General features: G+C 61.8%; 14 protein-coding genes. 10 read left to right on the top strand and 4 right to left on the bottom strand.

Going from position 1 to position 18391, the window contains the following annotated elements; translation table 11 throughout:
* Positions 1–86 precede the first annotated feature (86 nt).
* Complete coding sequence (locus ACFOZ5_RS16985) at positions 87–1283, top strand: sensor domain-containing phosphodiesterase (RefSeq protein ID WP_379889499.1); 1197 nt, start codon at positions 87–89, stop codon at positions 1281–1283.
* A gap of 30 nt (positions 1284–1313) precedes the next feature.
* Here ACFOZ5_RS16985 and argH read toward each other — a convergent pair whose 3' ends face one another.
* Positions 1314–2708 carry an argininosuccinate lyase gene (gene argH / locus ACFOZ5_RS16980; RefSeq protein ID WP_379889496.1) on the bottom strand — a complete coding sequence of 465 codons (1395 nt, stop codon included), beginning with the start codon at positions 2706–2708 and terminating at the stop codon, positions 1314–1316.
* Between the two features lie 99 nt (positions 2709–2807).
* On the opposite strand from argH, the gene ACFOZ5_RS16975 reads away from it, so the two are divergent.
* The 6 genes from ACFOZ5_RS16975 (at position 2808) to ACFOZ5_RS16950 (ending at position 8872) form a co-directional block, all read left to right on the top strand.
* Positions 2808–3881, top strand: coding sequence for a sensor histidine kinase (locus ACFOZ5_RS16975; protein ID WP_379889492.1), 1074 nt, complete (start codon positions 2808–2810; stop codon positions 3879–3881).
* Positions 3878–4618: a LytR/AlgR family response regulator transcription factor gene (locus tag ACFOZ5_RS16970; RefSeq protein ID WP_379889490.1), complete on the top strand. Its 741-nt coding sequence runs from the start codon at positions 3878–3880 to the stop codon at positions 4616–4618. The genes ACFOZ5_RS16975 and ACFOZ5_RS16970 overlap by 4 nt, the downstream gene beginning before the upstream one ends.
* Positions 4619–4724: 106 nt before the next feature.
* Positions 4725–5666: a hydroxymethylbilane synthase gene (hemC, locus tag ACFOZ5_RS16965; protein ID WP_379889488.1), complete on the top strand. Its 942-nt coding sequence runs from the start codon at positions 4725–4727 to the stop codon at positions 5664–5666.
* Positions 5647–6480 (top strand): uroporphyrinogen-III synthase, encoded by an 834-nt coding sequence (locus ACFOZ5_RS16960; RefSeq protein ID WP_379889486.1) that lies wholly within the window; start codon positions 5647–5649, stop codon positions 6478–6480. The genes hemC and ACFOZ5_RS16960 overlap by 20 nt, the downstream gene beginning before the upstream one ends.
* 2 nt (positions 6481–6482) lie before the next feature.
* On the top strand, positions 6483–7646 hold the full coding sequence (locus ACFOZ5_RS16955; protein WP_379889484.1) for a uroporphyrinogen-III C-methyltransferase: 1164 nt from the start codon (positions 6483–6485) through the stop codon (positions 7644–7646).
* Positions 7643–8872 carry a heme biosynthesis HemY N-terminal domain-containing protein gene (locus ACFOZ5_RS16950; RefSeq protein WP_379889482.1) on the top strand — a complete coding sequence of 410 codons (1230 nt, stop codon included), beginning with the start codon at positions 7643–7645 and terminating at the stop codon, positions 8870–8872. The genes ACFOZ5_RS16955 and ACFOZ5_RS16950 overlap by 4 nt, the downstream gene beginning before the upstream one ends.
* 428 nt (positions 8873–9300) lie before the next feature.
* Here ACFOZ5_RS16950 and ACFOZ5_RS16945 read toward each other — a convergent pair whose 3' ends face one another.
* The 3 genes from ACFOZ5_RS16945 to ACFOZ5_RS16935 all read right to left on the bottom strand — a co-directional run bounded on the left by ACFOZ5_RS16945 (position 9301) and on the right by ACFOZ5_RS16935 (position 13285).
* Positions 9301–10044 carry a putative 4-mercaptohistidine N1-methyltransferase gene (locus ACFOZ5_RS16945; RefSeq protein ID WP_379889480.1) on the bottom strand — a complete coding sequence of 248 codons (744 nt, stop codon included), beginning with the start codon at positions 10042–10044 and terminating at the stop codon, positions 9301–9303.
* 42 nt (positions 10045–10086) lie between these two features.
* Positions 10087–11433: a selenoneine synthase SenA gene (gene senA / locus ACFOZ5_RS16940; RefSeq protein WP_379889478.1), complete on the bottom strand. Its 1347-nt coding sequence runs from the start codon at positions 11431–11433 to the stop codon at positions 10087–10089.
* A gap of 85 nt (positions 11434–11518) precedes the next feature.
* A complete protein-coding gene (locus ACFOZ5_RS16935; RefSeq protein WP_379889647.1) occupies positions 11519–13285 on the bottom strand; it encodes an SLC13 family permease in 1767 nt (588 codons plus the stop codon).
* Between the two features lie 118 nt (positions 13286–13403).
* Between ACFOZ5_RS16935 and ACFOZ5_RS16930 the strand changes: the two genes are divergently transcribed.
* The 3 genes from ACFOZ5_RS16930 (at position 13404) to ACFOZ5_RS16920 (ending at position 18382) form a co-directional block, all read left to right on the top strand.
* Positions 13404–15413 (top strand): hypothetical protein, encoded by a 2010-nt coding sequence (locus ACFOZ5_RS16930; protein WP_379889476.1) that lies wholly within the window; start codon positions 13404–13406, stop codon positions 15411–15413.
* A 105-nt stretch (positions 15414–15518) separates the two neighbouring features.
* Positions 15519–17729 (top strand): ATP-binding protein, encoded by a 2211-nt coding sequence (locus ACFOZ5_RS16925; RefSeq protein ID WP_379889474.1) that lies wholly within the window; start codon positions 15519–15521, stop codon positions 17727–17729.
* On the top strand, positions 17726–18382 hold the full coding sequence (locus ACFOZ5_RS16920; protein ID WP_379889472.1) for a response regulator: 657 nt from the start codon (positions 17726–17728) through the stop codon (positions 18380–18382). The genes ACFOZ5_RS16925 and ACFOZ5_RS16920 overlap by 4 nt, the downstream gene beginning before the upstream one ends.
* Positions 18383–18391 lie beyond the last annotated feature (9 nt).

Genomic DNA, 18391 nt, shown 5'->3' with positions numbered 1-18391 from the left:
TACCAACCATTATCACCTCAGGCAATCGGCAATGGACGCCAGAGAATAATAATGCAGTCCCGGGACTGAGACAGGAGTACTCTGACGTGAATGAGCTCGTCATCTGCCGCCACCGCCCAGGGGCCGGCGAGACTGTGACGACCGTTCTGACCATCGGCCAGGACGGCACCGTGACGGATACCGATCCCAATATTCTGCTGGTGCTTGGCTATAGTAGCAGCGATCTCGAAGGGCGCCCCCTCAAACAGCTGATTGCCTCCGCTGAAGACAATCCACTGAGTCCGGATTACGCCAACTATCACGAGACGGGCCGTCCGCTGACGGTGACCCTGCGTCATGGTCGGGGCTATTTCATGGCGGCCAGGGTTATCGTTCGCAAAGGGCGCGCTGAAAAGGCACACAGCCGGTCACCAGAAGCAGTCGTCGTTCCCAAGAAAGCACCAACGCGGCAGCCGGGCAAACCCGTCAACCGGGAGAACATTGCCCAGACCAAGGCCCTGCTGGCTCACATCCGCGAATGCCTGGCCCAGGGCGGCCTGCCCCTGGAGTTCCAGCCCATCGAATCCCTGAACACCAGCGCAAGCGGTCTGGCTTTCGAGGTACTGGCCCGGCTACGGGGCGCCAACGGCTCCGACATCGCCATGACACCGCCGGATTTCCTGCCCCTGATCGAACGGTTCGAGTTGTCACGACGACTCGACCGACAGGTGATCAAGCAGACGCTCTGCCATATTTACCGGCACCGACAGCTATCCGAAACACTGGGCTACTGCGGCTTCAACCTGTCACTCGGCTCACTGCAGGACCGCTCGTTTCCCGGCTTCATTGCCCGCGCTCTGGAAAAGACCGGCCTGAACCCCGGGTCTCTGTGCTTCGAGATACCAGCCCATCATGCCGTTGCCTACACTGCCGACTGCCGCCAGACCTGCCGCATGCTGCGGCGCCTCGGCTGCAAGACCGCCCTCGATGGCGCCGGCAACAGCATGGACAGTTACCGCCTGGCCGGCCGCCTGCCAGTGGATTACATCAAGCTGGCACCTGAACTGATGCAGGGGATGAAAGACGAACCCACGCATCTGGTGATGATGGAAGCGCTGCAGCGGATCGCCAACTCCACTGGCAAGATCAGCATTGCCACCAACGTGGAAAACGACATAGCCCGCCAGCGTGTGCAGAACATGGGTATCCACCTGATCCAGGGCAAACTGGTCAGCGCGCCCCTGCCCCTGACGGAGCTGGGCAACACCGACCAGGGCAGTCGCTCCGCCGGCGCCATCGCCTGAAACGGCGACCCGCCAGCGCTTCCCGGCAAATCACCCCAACCGTGACCTGGCGCGGGCAACCGCCGCCCTGACCTGATCCGGCGCCGTACCACCAAGATGATCCCGAGCCTGCACTGAGCCCTCCAGCGTCAGCACGTCGAATACGTCGTCGCCGATAGTGTCGGAGAACTGCTGAAGCTCTTCCAGGGTCATCTCCGACAGGTCTTTCTTTTCGGCGACACCCAACGCCACGGCCTTGCCCACAATCTCATGGGCATCCCGGAACGCGACGCCCTTTTTGACCAGGTAATCGGCCAGATCGGTGGCGGTGGAGAAACCGCGACGGGCCGCCTCGCGCATGTTGTCGGCCCTGGCGGTAATGGCCGGAATCATGTCCGCGTAGGCCCGCAGGCTGCCCTTGACCGTGTCCACGGTATCGAACAGCGGCTCCTTGTCCTCCTGATTGTCCTTGTTGTAGGCCAGCGGCTGACTCTTCATCAGGGTCAGCAGGCTGATCAGGTGGCCGTTGACACGACCGACCTTGCCACGCACCAGCTCCGGCACATCCGGGTTCTTCTTCTGGGGCATGATGGACGACCCGGTGCAGAAGCGGTCCGGCAGATCAATGAAATCGAACTGGGCCGATGTCCACAGCACCAGCTCCTCGCTGAAGCGGGACAGGTGGGTCATCAGCAGCGCCGCGAAACTGCAGAACTCAATGGCGAAGTCGCGGTCACTGACCGAATCCAGGGAGTTCTCCGTGGGCCGGTCGAAACCCAGCAGGCGAGCGGTCATGGCACGGTCGATGGGGTAGGTGGTACCGGCCAGGGCGGCGGCGCCCAGGGGCATCACGTTGACCCGCTTGCGGCAGTCCTGCAGGCGCTCGGCGTCCCGCTCCAGCATCTCGGCCCAGGCCAGCAGGTGATGACCGAAGGTCACCGGCTGGGCGGTCTGCAGGTGGGTAAAGCCCGGCATGATGGTGTCAGCCTCACGCTCGGCCAGATCCAGCAGACCGCCACGCAGGCGGGCCAGCTCGGAAGCGATGGCATCGATCTCGTCCCGCAGGTACAGGCGGATGTCTGTGGCCACCTGATCGTTACGGCTGCGACCCGTGTGAAGTTTCTTGCCGGTGATACCGATGCGCTCGGTCAGTTTGGCCTCGATGTTCATGTGGACATCTTCCAGACTCACGGACCATTCGAACCTGCCCTGCTCGATATCGGCACGGACCTCTTCCAGCCCCTGGATGATCTGGTCTTTCTCGTCAGCGGTCAGCACCCCCACTTCCGCCAGCATGGTTGCGTGGGCCACGGAGCCACGGATATCGTGATGGTACAGGCGCCGGTCAAAATCCACGGAGGCCGTGAACCTTTCCACAAATGCGTCGGTTGGCTCGCTGAAACGGCCTCCCCAGGGTTTTTCAGAGCTCTTGTTCTGGTCGGTCATGGTGTATCTTTCCTGCTGACGGCCCGGCAGAATGATCCGGGTGCGAAAAATGTGTGCGGATTATAACACCCCGGCACCCCGGAGAGGACTCTCACCCGCATGAACACCGGCAGTACCAGAAACCGTCATAAGGATGACCCCGGCGCCGCCAGTGGCGGCTTCTTCGTGCCGGACCTGTGCCGGGTGCGTTCCGTGTTCATGCTGGTGATCAGCAGCGAACTGATGGTCATGCTGCTGGCCATGGCCCACGCCCGCGGCCAGTGGCTTGACTGGAACTATTTCGGCCTGGTGTCCCTGCTGGTGCAGTGGACCGTGCTCACCAGCGCAGCGCTGATCTGCCTGGCCCGCCCCTGGCTTTCCGGGCTCACAACTCCACGGGCCACCCTGGTCATGGTGACGCTGGTCGCGCTGGATGTCCTGTTGTTCAGCAGCCTCGCGGGCGCCTTCCTGTACCCGGAGTCCACCCCGGACCACTGGCAGGCCGTGGGCAAGAGCCTGCTGATCGCCATCATCGCCACGCTGATGGTACTGCGCTATTTCTACCTGCAACACCAGTGGCGCCAGCAGAAGCAGGCGGAAATGACCTACCGGCTGACCGCCCTGCAGGCGCGCATCCACCCTCATTTCCTGTTCAACAGCATGAACACCATCGCCAGCCTGATCAGCACCCGCCCGGAACAGGCGGAAGACGCCGTGCTCGATCTGTCGGAACTGTTCAGGGCATCGCTGAAGACCACCGAGCGTATTGTGCCATTGCGAGAGGAACTGGGCCTGTGCCGCCGCTACCTGGCCCTGGAGCAGCTGCGACTGGGTGACCGGCTGAAGGTGGAGTGGCGCAACGACCCGGCGCTGGAAGACCAGGCCATTCCGCCACTGACGCTGCAACCGCTGGTGGAAAATGCCATTTATCATGGCATCCAGCCGCGCCCGGAAGGCGGCACCGTGGTTATTGAAAGCCAGCGCAGCGGTCAGTACGTTTATCTGCTGGTACAGAATCCGAAACCGGAAAATGGCGCCAGCGAGCATCAGGGCAACCGGGTGGCATTCAGTAACACCCAGGCCCGCATCCAGACACTGTTCGGCGAGACCGCCGTACTCAAACACAGCCAGCAGGGCGACCTGTATACGGTGACATTGAGACTTCCCTGGCAAACCGCGAGCAGCAAACAATGACCCAGAACAGACGCGTACTGATTGCCGATGACGAACCCCTGGCCCGGGAACGGCTCGGCCGCATGGTTGCCGGGCTCGAAGGCTACGAGGTGGCGGGCGAGGCTGCCACCGGCGATCAGGTGCTGACGTCTGTCGCCCGGAACATGCCTGACGTGGTATTGCTCGACATCCGCATGCCCGGCGCCGACGGCCTGGATGTGGCCGCACAGCTGACCGCCGAACCCGACCCGCCGGCCATCATCTTCTGCACTGCCTACGATGAATACGCCATACGCGCCTTTGATGTTCAGGCGGTGGCCTACCTGCTCAAACCGGTCCGGCGGGAAGCCCTGTCCGAGGCCCTGGGCCGGGCCGAGCGCCTTAACCGGGTCCAGCTCCAGGCGTTACAGACACAGCCCGCTGACGAGGGCCACCACCTCAGCGTCAGCAGTGCCCGGGGTACCGAACTGGTGGACATGACCCGTGTGAGGTATTGCGAGGCGGACCAGAAATACGTCACCCTGCATCACGACAACCGCGAGACGCTGACCGATCTCAGCCTGAAGGCCCTGGAAAGCCGGTTTCCGGACCAGTTGTTGCGCATTCACCGGCACACCCTGGTGGGCACCCATTTCATCCGCTCCCTGGAACGGCTGGAGGATGGGTCGTGTCAGGTCAGGCTGGCAGACACGGATGAGGCCCTGCCGGTCAGCCGCCGCCACGTCGCTCACGTACGGCAATGGTTGCGCGACCAGTAAACGGGACTTTTCAATGCCATCGCGTTAGGCTTGTCGCAATCTTCTGAACGGTCCCGGGCGTACCCCGGGCGACCACCCATTCTCACCGCTCAAGAACATCGACATCATGGCAAAACGTACTCTGCGCATCGCAACCCGTAAAAGTGCCCTCGCCCTCTGGCAGGCGGAATTCATCAAGGCCGAGCTCGAACGCCTGCACGACAACGTCGAGGTGGAGCTGGTCGGCATCAAGACCCAGGGCGACAAGATTCTTGATGTACCCCTGGCCAAGATCGGTGGCAAGGCCCTGTTCGTGAAGGAACTGGAAGAAGCCATGCTGGACGGCCGCGCCGACCTTGCCGTGCATTCCATGAAAGACGTACCCATGGAGTTCCCCGAGGGCCTGGGCCTGGTCGCCATCTGCGAGCGGGAAGACCCCACCGACGCCTTTATCAGCAACGACTACGCGACCGTGGACGATCTGCCCCGGGGCGCCGTGGTGGGCACGGCCAGCATGCGCCGTGAAGCCCAGCTGCGGAGCTATCGCCCGGACCTGGAAATCCGCACCTTGCGGGGCAACGTCAACACCCGCCTGGCCAAGCTCGATGCCGGCGACTACCAGGCCATTGTGCTGGCGTCCTCCGGCCTGAAACGCCTGGGGTTCCACGACCGTATCCGCTACACCCTGCCGGACGACCTGTCACTGCCGGCGGTCGGCCAGGGCGCCCTGGGCATCGAATGCCGCCTGAGCGACCAGGAGCTGGTCGATCTGCTTACCCCGCTGAACCACAGGGACACCTGGGACCGGGTGACCGCCGAGCGCGCCCTTAACCGGCGGCTGGAAGGTGGCTGCCAGGTGCCCATCGCCGCCTATGCCCTGCTGGAGGATGACGACACCCTGTGGCTGCGGGGCCTGGTGGGCAAGGTCAACGGGGAGGAGATCCTGCGTGTGGAAGGCCGCTGCCCCCGAAAGGATGGCGAAACACTGGGCCGGGAACTGGCGGAGGACCTGCTGAAGATGGGCGCCGACCGTATTCTGGCGGAGATCTATGGGCACACGCCGGAATAATCCCCCGCTGGCCAACATGCGGGTACTGATCTGCCGCCCCGAGCCGGAAGCCTCCCGGTTGGCCGGAGCCTTCCGCTCGGCCGGTGCTCACAGCCGCACCCTGCCCGTCATGGAACGGGTACCCCTACCGGAAACTCCCGAACAGCGGCAGACCCTGCTCGACCTGGACCTGTACCAGCATGTAATTGCCGTCAGCCCCTACGCTGCCCGGCAATTACTGGAGCGGATTGACACCTGGTGGCCGCAGTTCCCCACCGGCATTCATTGGTACGGGGTTGGCGCCAGTACCGCTGCTGTCCTGGAAAAGGCCGGACTGACCCCGGAGCACCCGGCGGACGGCTTCACCAGTGAAGCCCTGCTGGCCCTGCCCTCCCTGCAACAACTGGAGCACGAGAAAGTGCTGCTGGCCCGGGGCGACCACGGTCGCGAACTGATCCGCGAGACGCTCACGCAACGGGGCGCCTCGGTGACGGTGCTGCCACTGTATCACCGCCAGCCGGCAACCCCTTCCAGAGCTGACAGAATGGACAACCTGGACCAGTTCCAACCCGACGTGATCATCGTCTTGTCCGGGGAAACATTGAACAATTTCATCGCACTGAGTAACAATAGCAGCCATAATTGTCGAAAAAGTCTGTTGCTGGTTCCAACGGAACGGGTAGCCCGCCAGGCCCTGGACGCAGGGTTTACCCGGGTAATCTGCGCCAGCGGCATGGCAGACGAGGACATCGTGAACCGGGTGATTGGCTGCTATGCTGCTGACCAGACCCGCGAGGATCAGCCCGCGCCCCCGGATCGCCCTGACAGCCAGTAAGGATGCCCGTGACCGAATCCAACGATCAGAACCAGCAGCTTCCCGCGACTGTGCCCCCAACCAAAGAGCCCCGCCGCCCCAGAACCTGGCCGTTGTGGCTGGTGTGCCTGATCCTGCTGGCAGGCCTGGTTGCCCTCGGGCTCTGGAGCTGGCAGCAGTGGCAAAACCAGCAGCAGCTCCAGCAATCCCTGGAGCACGTCACCCAAATGAACAGCCAACTGGATAAACGGCTGAACCAGGGCAGCAGCAGCCAGTCTGACCGGCTTGAGTCCCTGGAAACCACCCTGCGGGAACAGCAGCAAACCCTGAGCGAACAGCAGCGACAGATCGACCACGCCGCCAGAGAACTGCTCGATGCCGGCAACCGCACCCGGACCGACTGGCTGCTGGCGGAAGCTGAATACCTGATGCGTATTGCCAACCAGCGCCTGGTGATTGAAAAGGACATTCGTGGCGCCCTGGCGGCGCTCAAGTCGGCCGACGATGTGCTCAGGGAAACCGACGATATCGGCGTATATCCGGTACGGGAACAGCTGGCCCGGGAAATCCTCGCCCTGCGAAGCGTTAACGATGTGGATCGAACCGGCCTGTACCTGCAGCTGGAAGCGGCCCGCGATACCGTTACCCAGCTGACCGACCGGGCTCTGACCGACAAGGCACCTGATTTCAGTAGCAACGGCCAGGACCGCGACAACACCGAGACCGCCGAGGACTCGAGCCCCCTGTCCCGGGCCTGGGAGCGCACCAAATCCAGCCTCAGCAACGTGGTATCCATCCGCCGGCTGGACGAGCCGGTCAAGCCGCTGCTGTCACCAGACCAGAGCGCCTGGGCCCGGCTGAACCTGCAGCTGATGCTGGAACAGGCCGAACTGGCAGTGCTGCGTGGTCACGAAAATCTCTACCAGCAGGCACTCGACAAGGCACTGGACTCCCTCAACACCTGGTACGACAACAGCAAGAACCGCATTGAGGCCCTGAAGAATTCCCTCGCGGAGCTGAAAGCGCGTGATATCAATCCGGAGCTGCCGGACATCAGCCGCTCCCTGACGCTGCTAAAGGGTCGCATCGCGGGACGCCATGCCAATAACGAGGCACCCATGAACGGCGGCGAGGAGAATTCAGAAGACTCGCAGGACGATTCCGGCAGCGAGGATGATGCGTCATGATCCGAATTGTGGTCATCCTTGTTATCGCACTGCTCCTCGGGCTGGCGCTCAGCCAGGGCATTCACTATGACCTGGGTTACATCCGCATCAGCCTGGGCAACTACCTGATTGAGACCAACTTCTGGGTGGGGCTGGTGCTGATGGTGGCACTGGTGCTGGTGGTCTTGGCAGTGATCTGGCTGATCCGCCGACTGACCCGGCAGACGGGCGCTGTTGCCGGCTGGCTGGCCGGGGGCCAGAAACGCCGGGCCCGCCGCCGCACCACAGAGGGCCTGCTGGCCCTGGCCGAAGGCAACTGGCCCCATGCCAGGAAAAAACTGGAAGCCTCGGCCGATCATGCCGACACCCCACTGATCAACTACCTGGCAGCCGCCCAGGCCGCCTCGGAAGCCGGCGACCACGACGATGTGGATGAACTGCTGCGCAAGGCCTTCGAAAGCACCCCCGGCTCCGACCTGGCAGTGGGCATCACCCAGGCTCAGCTGCAACTGAACGCCAACCGCCTGGAGCAGGCCCTGGCCACCCTGGTGCGACTGCGCAAGCAGGCCCCCCACCACCCATTCGTGCTCAAACTGCTCAAAACCGTCTATGTGCGGCTGGAAGACTGGAAGGAACTCTCACGACTTCTGCCTGAGTTACGCAAACGCCAGCTGGGCGATAGCGCGGAACTGGACCGGCTGGAACGCACGGCCTGGCACAAGTTGCTGCAACGGGCCGCGGACGAATGCCAGCGTCAGGGCAACCAGGACCTGTCGCCGCTGACCCGGCTGTGGGACGAACTCCCCGGCTCCATGCGCCGGGACGAGCACACCATTCGCGTGTACGCCGAGCTGCTGGCCCGGGCCGGTGAAGAAGCCCAGGCCGAGACCCTGCTGCGCAAGGTACTGCGCAACCACTGGAGCGACGAGCTGATCCACCTCTATGGTCGCATCTGCGGCGCCAAGCCCGATGAACAGCTGCTGGCCGCCGAGCGCTGGCTGCAGGACCGCCCCAACAACCCCGACCTGCTGCTGGCCCTGGGGCGCCTGAGCCTGCGCAACGAACTCTGGGGCAAGGCCCGGGAGTATTTCGAAACCAGCCTGCACCTGCGTCGCAGCCAGGAAACCCTGGCCGAGCTCAGCCGGCTGAATGCCCACATGGGTGACGAGGAGACTAGCATGCGGCTACTGATGCAGGGCCTGGTAAAGGAAACCGGCTTACCTGAGCTGCCAATGCCCAAGGCCTGAAAGACCCTGTAGCAGGGCTTTTGACCACGGGGGCTGAGGACATGGTGGGGCTCTTTTTACGCTGCAATTCACGGTACGTCCTGTACCGACCTTGCACCGGACCATCCATGGTCCTGCTCCAAAAGAGCCCCACCATATCCTCGACCGAACTTTAGTGCAGCACCGTGAATACATGAACACCGAAGTTCAGATAAACGAGGCCAGCACTATAGACTGCAGGACTTGGGGCGGAGGTGTTTTCGTAGCAGCGCCATGGGTGAACCAAGCGTTTACGAAGCGAAGCTTCGTGCGCAAGCGAACGACAGCAATCTGTGATTGCTGGCCGGACTGAGCGCGGTGCAAGGTCGTCGGTCCAGGGAAGGACCGTGAATTGCAGCGGAGAAAACACCTCCGCCCCAAGGCCCCCCTCCGAACCCACTAGCAAACGATCAGACCTTCCTTTGCCAGGCGGTCAGCTCGGCAATGGTGTGCTGATACTTCCGTGAGGTTTCACGAATCACAAAGGGTACGTCCATCGGCTCGCGCATCAGATCAAAATGCGGCGTCAGGATTTCCTTCATGCCATCGAGCACCCGGAAGGGCTCACCATGGCGCTGGAAGCCCCCGATCCACTTCGACCGGGGGGTGAACTCCTCCAGCAGGGTGTAGGGTGAACTGATCACCAACACGCCATTCTCATTCAGCAGGTGATGCACACTGGCCAGGAAACGGCCGGGATCCTCGAGCCGATCAATCAGGTTACCGGCAAACACCAGATCGTAGCCCCGGTGGTCAGGCCGCAGATTGCAGGCATCCTCAACAGCAAAGTGAACACGGTCGGCGTGGGTGGCCAGGTTATGGCCTGCCAGGCTTGCCACCGAGGTTTCCCCCAGTTCCCCCTGATCACGCAGGAAGTACTCAATCTCACCCTGAGTCTTGAGAGTGTTGGCCGCGCCGATAAAACGCTCTGACAGGTCAAGGGCGACCACTTCCTCGAAGGCCCGGGCCAGCTCGAAGCTGGTGCGCCCCACGGCACACCCCAGATCCAGGGCCCGTTTCTTGTCGCGGCCGGCCATGACCTCCAGACAGGCGCTGGCGCAGCGCGCGGGGTAGTTGCCGACACCGAAATGGCTGTCGCCATAGTGAAAGGCCAGGTATTGCCCCAGCAACTCATCGGTTTCATAGACATTCATGCATTATTTCTCCGATCCGGCCTTCTTTTGCTAAGCGCGTCATCACACCGCACAGGTGCGGAACCCGGTGTAGACATCATTGCGTTGGGGCAGGTAAGCCTGCCGATAGGTGCCACGGATCAGCATGGATGAGGTGGCACAACCGCCGCCCCGGGTCACCTTGTGGTCCCCAAACTGGAGAGTAGACATAAACGGGTACATGTCCACCTTGAACCCGTCGTAGGGCAGGAATTGATCACTGGTCCATTCCCAGGCGGTACCGATCATCTGGCGACAGCCAAACGGGCTTTCCCCCGCCGGCAGGGCGCTGGTCGCTTGGCGGCCCATCATGGTCGCGTCCATATCGGCCCGCTCCCGGGTGGGCGCCTCATTGCCCCAGGGAAAACGCCTGAAGGGCTCGCCGGGCCGGTTCCCCAGCGCGGCCACTTCCCACTCTGCTTCCGTGGGCAAGCGCCGGCCAGCCCAGTTGCACCAGGCTTCCGCCTCCCAGTAGGAAAGCTGCAATACCGGTGCACCAGGGTCGAGGGGGTGCCAGTGGTCGAACAGCTTCTGCTGCCACTGGCCATTGCGCAGGCGCCAGAAGTACGGGTGACGGGGCTCTCTCAGCACCGGCTCCCGCTCGCCATACACCAGCGACACGTCGGTTTCAGTCTGCAGCCACTTGCGACCGCCGAAAGACCACAGCTCGGGCCTGCGATACCCGCCATCCTCAACAAACTCCAGAAACTCGCCATTACTGACCAGGGTCCGGGAAATACGGAAGGCGTCCAGGGTGACAGCATGACGGGGCTTCTCACCGTCAAAGGCAAAGTCCTCGCGGGCGTATCGTTCAGACTCGCCGGGCATGCCGACCTGCCAGGAGCCGGCGGGAATCTCCGCGTCTCCCAGGGTCTCGTGATCACCAGACAGGCTGTCGGACATCGGATCCACCACCGCCGGTGGCGCCGGATAGCCCACGGTCTGCCGGCACCAGGTCATGGACTCGATGTGCATGTGCTGGTGATAAATGGCGTAGCGATACAGGTACAGCGCGTACTCATCCAGGGGCTGCTCGCGGATGCGCCTGGCCACACGCTCGTAGATGGTGAGCATGTAACCCCGGGTCTGTTCACGGCCGGGGAAGATCTCACGGTTCCAGCGATCACGATGCTCAATGTGGAACGAATCCCACAGGTCGTCCATGGATGGGTCGTAGCTCGGGGTTCCATCCAGCAGATTGAGAACGAACACCTCATAGAAGAAAGCTGAATGCCCCATTTCCCAGAGGGGCGGGTTCACACCGGGATGATAGGGCACCTGCAGCTGGTCGTCGGAAAGGGTATCCACCAGTGCCAGGGTGCGGTCGCGTGTGTCGTACAGCCGTTGTAGCAACCACTCTTTGTCGTACATACCGAACCTTTCAAGGAATCTTCGTATTATCTACCCAAAGACTAACACAGTGGATCAGTGCGGCCGGTAAATTAGCGCCAGCACCTCACGCCCAGACCAGCAGGATCATCGGCACCGCCACCGCCACCACCAGCACGGACAAGGGCAGCCCAAGGCGCCAGTAGTCACCGAAGGTAAACCCACCAGGCTCCATCACCAGGGCATTGGACTGGTGACCAATCGGGGTCAGGAAGGCACAGGACGCGCCAATGGCTACCGCCATAAGGGTGGCGTCCGAGGCGATACCCAGTTGGCCAGACAGGCTCAGGGCAATGGGTGCCACCAGAATGGCGGCAGCCGCGTTATTGACCACATTGGACAACAGCATGGTGCCTGCCATCAGCACGGCGAGCAGCACCGCCGGTGACAGCCCCTGCCCCGCCGCCAGCAACTGGCTCGCAATCAGCTGGGCACCGCCGGTGGACTCCAGGGCGCCGCCCACCGGTATCATTGCCCCCAGCAGTACGATGATCGACCAGTCGATGGCCTGGTAGGCCTCGGTGGTGTCGAGGATATTCACCAGCACCATCGCCACGGCCGCGGCCACCAGGGCCACCGGTGCCGCCAGCAGGCCACTCAGTATCAGGCCTATGGCCGACAGGAATATACCACCCGCGATCCAGATACGACGTTGCGCGCCAAACCGCAGCCCGCGCTCGGCCAGGGGCAGACAACCAATCTCGCGCAGCGCCCCGTCGAGGTCATCCTCATGCCCCTGCACCAGCAGGATGTCCCCCGCTCTCAGGGCAACCTGCGCCACCCGCTTGTCGATACGCTGCCCCTGCCGGGCCACGGCAATAATGTTCAGGCCTTGGCGCTCCCGCAGGCGCAGGCGGTTGGCGGTGTGGCCAACCAGGCTGGAATCCTGGGTGACCACGGCCTCGACGATGCGGGAGTCACCTTCCTCCAGCTCCGAGTCCTCCGGCGCGCTGCCCAGCTCCAGGCCGGCCTTGTCCACCACAGACTGCAGGCTGTCGGTGTCCGCCTGCACCAGCAACAGATCTCCCGCACGCAGGACCTGATAGGTGGAGGGTGCCAGCTTGCGGCTGTCGTCACGGATGAGTCCCAGCACGGCCAGGTCGGCGTCATCGCGGCTGTCGGTCAGCAGGTCATGGAGGGTACGGCCGACGTAGTCGGACTCCTCAGGAATGCGCAATTCGGTCACATAGTCACCGACGCTGAACAGCTTCTCACCGTTGTCTGCTTCGCCACGACGGGGTGTTAGCCGCCAGCCAACCAGGGCGATAAAGGTCACACCGATCACGGTGATGGCAAACCCGACCGGAAAGAAGTCCAGCAGGCCGAAATTGGCACCACCCTCGCGATAGGAGGCGATGATGATGTTTGGCGGCGTACCGATCAGGGTCATGGTGCCCCCCAGCAGGGAACCGAAGGCCAGGGGCATCAGCAGGTAGGAGGGTGAACGCCCGGACTGCCGCGCCATCCAGATTGCCACCGGCATCAGCAGGGCCAGGGCACCCACGTTATTGATAAAGCCCGAGCACAGGGCCACAACCGCCGTCAGCGTGGCCACCTGCACCGCGGGTCGGTCACCGACGCGGCCCAGCACCTGGGCGATGCTGTCCACCACCCCGGCATTCACCAGTCCCTGACTGATCACCAGCACCGCGGCAACGGTAATCACCGCCGGATGACCGAAACCGGCAAACAGTTCATTCGTGGGCACCAGCCCTGCAACGGCAACCGCCAGCAGCGCCAGCATGGCCACCAGGTCGAAGCGAATCCGGTTCCAGACAAACAGGCCAAGCGTGGTAAGCAATACGGCGAAAACAATCCCCTGATCCGTCGTCACCATTTACCTCTATGACATTTTTTTACATTCAGCCCCCCTGTTTTGGGGATTCGCCCCGGGGCTATTTCCAGGAGGCTGACTATCGCAGAAAACCAGAAAACAAGACAGGAGAACACCCATGGAACCTATCAAACACTGGCTGCCGGCGCTGGTGGCATCCTCCGCGCTGGTGCTGACCGGCTGCGGCGGATCATCCGGATCTTCATCTTCAACCCCCGACGATGACACCGGGGATGGCGGCACGGAAGTTACTACGATTGAGGGTACCGCCAAAGCACCTGCCGGAAGCGTCGCTCAACTTCAGCCACAGTCCACCCTGCAGATTGCCCTGAATTTCCTGGTGCCCCCAGCCGCGGCAGCTATTACCGGACTGCAACCGGTTGATGGTGCCGATGTGGAGCTTGTCCGGGTCGACAATAACGGGGACCAGATTGGCGATGTTCTGGCTACTGACAAGACCAGCATCACCGGTGTCTACACCCTGGAGATTCCCGAGGGGGTCAGCCTGGCGGGCAATCTGGTGGTGCGCATTCAGGGCTCCAATGCCGAAATGCGCTCCCAGGTCCTCGAACAGGACGTCGATATCACCCCCCTGTCCGAGTATGTGCTGCAACGGTTTATCGAAAACGGAACTGAGCTCGATACGCTCAACACCGACACCGTGCTGACACTGCGGGGCAAGGCCGAAGAATTCGACATCGCCGCCACGGCAGACCTTTCAAGCATGCTCGAAAAGCTGGATCAGGAGATCGGTGAATTCGTGGACGGCCAGGTGGATCGCATTACCAGTGACACTGCGGATGTCACCGAGATTGCCGGCGACTGGCGCGGCAGTGCCCTTAAGTTCTTCCTTGGTGATGACGATGGCGACAGAAGCAGCGGCTTCTTCGCTGCCGAAGCGTACGGCGACAACTTCACCTTCAGTGACCAGGGCAACGGTGTGGTCACCCTCACCGTAGACCCCAGGGCTGAGGCCGAGGCTCAGATCAGAGGGCAGGACGGCAACGCCTGGCTCAACTACTTACCTGGACTCCCGGAAACCGGTGATAACGAGAGCTTTTCCGCCGACTATCTCGCCGGAGGCGAACTCTATCTGGAGACTCCGTTCGAGGAAAACATTTCCAGTGACGGCCAGTCTGGCTCCCGCTTCCCGCCGAGAGTGCTGCGCTTTCAAAAGGCCCTGAACACCGCCGCATTCTTCCTGGTGGAAAGCGACCCGTTGGTGCGTTATCTGACCGACGAATCCGGTGCTGTCGATCCGGAAAGGAAGGATGGCAAAGAGGCAAGGTATGCCCTCGAAACCTTTGTCCGCCTCCCTGAGTCAGCCACAGCGGCCGATATGACGGGCACCTTCGGGCGCGTTTATCTGGGCACCTATTTCGAGAACAATGTCTACGAGGTGGAAAACGAGCACAACGAAATCACCTTTAACGGCGACAGCGACAGCACCATCGATATCGGTACCGAGCAGTTCATGAGTCTGAGTCGCTCTTTCAGCTCCACAACCTTCTCCAGTGACTCCAGTGGTGCCGAAGCTGGCGTTCCCTTCACTCTCCAGGCCGACGGCAGCATAGATTCCATAGGCGGGGAACCTGCCAACGTATTCGTCAACGAGGATTTCAGCATCGTTCTTGGAGGCACCTTCAATGGTGAAGACGGTTCGTTTGCGGAAATATCCAACACTCTGATGGTCCGCCTGCCAACCGATGGTGCTCCGGATCTCGCTGGCCGCAACTACCGGGTCAAGTTCCTGGCCGTGGAAATGTATAACACCTATGGCCTGAACCTGGCCCGCAGCCGTTTCGACTCTACGCTGAGCTTTGGCGCCAGCGCCACGCCCAGCCTCGACCTGAATATCGAGCGGGCAGAGAAGTACGAGGGGCTGACGGACCTGATCGAGAAGAGCACAGAAACCTGGACCACCAGTGACCTGTCGGTGGATATTTTCAGCAATGGCGCCACCAGCATCACCATCAACGATGACGACGGTACCGGCGTCACCCTGGCCGAAGGTTACCTTAACCATGACGGCAGCATCGGTATCTTCCGCACCTCCTACGATGAGGACGGTGACGGCAGTGCCGATCCTTCGGAACTGGGCCTGATGGTCCTTGTAGAACTGCCCTGAGTCCTGCCGCCCGGGGCTCTCTCGCCCCGGGCACTTGCATTTTCTTATGGTTGCAGACTTTACTGATAGCAGTATTCGCCAATTTCACACAGGAGTCCGTCACGAGTGCCCAGACAATGGCCTCCAGCGAGCTTGTTGTCCGCCGGCCTGACCATTGGTGTTTTACTGGCACTAACGGCGGTCTACCTGGCAACCCATCTGCCCCGGGTGGGCATTCATACCGAACCCGGCACTCATGGTGTCCGGGTGATGTCGGTTGCCGATGATTCTGGCGTGCAGGGCAGAATTCGACCGGGGCAGGAAATCATTGCTCTACGAAACGGCGACGAGGTATTTCGCCTGGAGCCCGGTGACGCCATAGCGGAACCGGACGACGCACCGGTGTACAAGATCTACAACCGCTTCTTCGAGCGCCAGGCGATAATCTGGGAACTGCTCAGGGCACCGGACACAGAGCTGGCCGTCATCAACCCCTACCACCCGCCGCAGTTACTGGCCAACAGCGTCATCACGCCCGTCTACCTCCCGGTTTCGGCGTCTCATGCCTCCAGCCTTTCGGGGCTACCCGCTTCGTTCTGGATCCAGCTGATCTGCGGTCTGTCCATCTTCTGGATGGGCGTAGGGGCCTGGGCCTTTGTGCAGAACGAGCCCGGCCCCCGGTTTTACGCCCTGGCCGGTCTCGCTCTGGCCCTGGCGATCATCGCCAGTGCCATTTACACGACCCGGGAGCTGGCCATGGAACCAGGGCTGTTCCTGACACTGTCACGGATCAATCAGTTCGGTGCCATGCTCTTCGCCGGCGCCGGGACCGCCCTGCTCTGGTATTACCCGACCCGCCTTGGCCGTTGGCGATTCGAACGTTTCATGGTGCCTGCCGTTGCCCTCATTCTCGCCGCCAACTGGGGTCAGTGGAGCAACAGCCTGGACCTGACCGCACGGGTCAGCCTGATGGGCTGGGCCGCACTGGATGTCATTCTGGCCTTCGCCCAGTGGCACCGGACCCGGACCGAACCGGTAGCAAGAGCCCGGCTGAAATGGTTTGTTTTTTCCTGGTTTGGCGGCGTGCTGGGTTATCTGGGACTGGTTGTTGCCCCCCAGCTTTTGGGCCAGCCCTCCCTCATTCATCAGCAGTGGGCGTGGATCCTGTTCGTCTTGTCCTACCTGGGCATTGCCATGGGCATTGTCCGGTTTCGCCTGTTCGATCTGGACCGCTGGATACTGATGGCCTGGTTCTGGTTTATCTGCGGGGTCATGGTGATTGCGCTCGATGCCATCCTGATCGTGTTTCTGGATATGTCCACCAGCCTCAGCCTGCTGGTCACCCTGGCCCTTGCTGGCTGGCTCTATTTCCCCCTGCGACAGCTCTTTCTGCGGCGACTCATGCCGAGGACCAGGCGCGACGATTTTTCCCACCGGCTTCCGGAACTGACCGCCGATGCCTTCGATACCCAGAACGACATCGATCAGGAGTGGCGCACCATCATTCAGCGCAGCCTGCAGCCGCTCCATATGGAGCAGGCTGTCGGCAGCCAGTCTGTCTGCACCATTGACGACAACGGCCTGCGCCTGCGGGTGCCGACACCCTCGGGTTCCAGCAACCTGGTACTGGGCTACGCCGAAGGTGGACAGCGACTGTTTGATCGCAACGACCTGGCCTTTGTTGATCAGACACTGATGCTTTTTCGCTATGCCGCAAACTACCGAGATCGTTTCCGGCAGGGGGTGATGGAAGAGCGCAAACGGGTCGCCCGCGACTTGCATGACGATGTGGGCGCGCGCCTGCTTTCGGTCATCTACCGGGCGGGGGAGACCGAAACCGGGAAACTGGCCCGTGAATGCCTGGTAGAACTGAGGGACGTTATCCAGGGGCTGCAGAAACAGCACACTGCGCTGGAGCAAAGCTTCAACCGCTGGTATTCCGAAGCCTGCAGCCGCTGCCAGCTTTTCGGTGTTACCCTCGACATGACGCTGGATACGGATGCCGGTGCTCTGACCCTGTCGCCACGGTCGGAGCGCAATCTGATGCGCATATTGCGGGAGTTCATTACCAATACGCTGAAGCATGCAGAGGCCCGGTATATCCGGGTTTCCATCCATGACTCTGGTACAGAGGGCCTGATCATGGACTGTTACGACGATGGCTGTGGTATCGGTGAACCGGAAGCCTCCGGGGTCGGTATCTACAGCATGGAGGAAAGAGCACTGGAAATTGGCGGGACGGCACACTGGTATTGCCCACTGAGCGGAGGCACCGGACTGCGGTGCCAGATACCGGTGGACCCTGTGGCAAAGACAACAAAAGGAGCAAACCCATGACGCGGGTCATCATCCTGGAGGATCTCCCCGACGCCCAGCGTTGGTTGCAGGAGTCGGTGCTGCAGGCATTTCCCGACGCTACTATCCGCTGCTTCAGCATGCTCAAGCCTGCCATGGCAAGCCTGGAGAGCTTCATTCCCCACCTCTGCCTCGTCGATCTGCGGTTGCCTGATGGCAATGGCGTAGATTTCATCACCCGATGCCGTTCGCTGTTTCCGGCTGCAGAGCTGATTGTCACCACCATGTATGACGACGACGCACATCTTTTTCCGGCACTCAAGGCCGGTGCCAACGGCTACCTGCTCAAGGAAGAGCCCCAGGCCGCCATCGTCCGCTCCCTTCTGGCCATGGACGATGGCATCCCGGCACTGTCGGCGCCTATAGCGAGACGGATACTGGATCACGCCCGCAATCGAATGCCAGCAGAGGGCAACGGAAAGACACTGCAGGGGGAGCTTCTGAGCCACCGGGAACGCGAATTCCTCGTAGCCATCGCAAATGGCATGAAAACCGCCGATGCAGCCACCCAACTCGGGGTCAGTTATCACACGGCGGCTCATCACATCAAAAATATCTATGCCAAGCTGTCGATCAGAAGTCGCGCTGAAGCGGTCCAGGCCGCTATCCAGCTCGGGCTTCTGGAAGCTCGGTAGAGAGAGACG

It is taken from the genome of Marinobacter lacisalsi, from assembly GCF_042651045.1.
GTDB classification, from domain to species: Bacteria; Pseudomonadota; Gammaproteobacteria; order Pseudomonadales; family Oleiphilaceae; genus Marinobacter; species Marinobacter lacisalsi.
Note: the sequence above shows the minus strand (reverse complement) of the source record. Positions and strands in the feature narration are given on the sequence as shown.

Coding starts and splice junctions, on each gene's coding strand:
- argH (WP_379889496.1), bottom strand. CDS start 2,708: ATGACCGACCAGAACAAGAGCTCTGAAAAACCCTGGGGAGGCCGTTTC.
- ACFOZ5_RS16975 (WP_379889492.1), top strand. CDS start 2,808: ATGAACACCGGCAGTACCAGAAACCGTCATAAGGATGACCCCGGCGCC.
- ACFOZ5_RS16970 (WP_379889490.1), top strand. CDS start 3,878: ATGACCCAGAACAGACGCGTACTGATTGCCGATGACGAACCCCTGGCC.
- hemC (WP_379889488.1), top strand. CDS start 4,725: ATGGCAAAACGTACTCTGCGCATCGCAACCCGTAAAAGTGCCCTCGCC.
- ACFOZ5_RS16960 (WP_379889486.1), top strand. CDS start 5,647: ATGGGCACACGCCGGAATAATCCCCCGCTGGCCAACATGCGGGTACTG.
- ACFOZ5_RS16955 (WP_379889484.1), top strand. CDS start 6,483: ATGCCCGTGACCGAATCCAACGATCAGAACCAGCAGCTTCCCGCGACT.
- ACFOZ5_RS16950 (WP_379889482.1), top strand. CDS start 7,643: ATGATCCGAATTGTGGTCATCCTTGTTATCGCACTGCTCCTCGGGCTG.
- ACFOZ5_RS16945 (WP_379889480.1), bottom strand. CDS start 10,044: ATGAATGTCTATGAAACCGATGAGTTGCTGGGGCAATACCTGGCCTTT.
- senA (WP_379889478.1), bottom strand. CDS start 11,433: ATGTACGACAAAGAGTGGTTGCTACAACGGCTGTACGACACACGCGAC.
- ACFOZ5_RS16930 (WP_379889476.1), top strand. CDS start 13,404: ATGGAACCTATCAAACACTGGCTGCCGGCGCTGGTGGCATCCTCCGCG.
- ACFOZ5_RS16920 (WP_379889472.1), top strand. CDS start 17,726: ATGACGCGGGTCATCATCCTGGAGGATCTCCCCGACGCCCAGCGTTGG.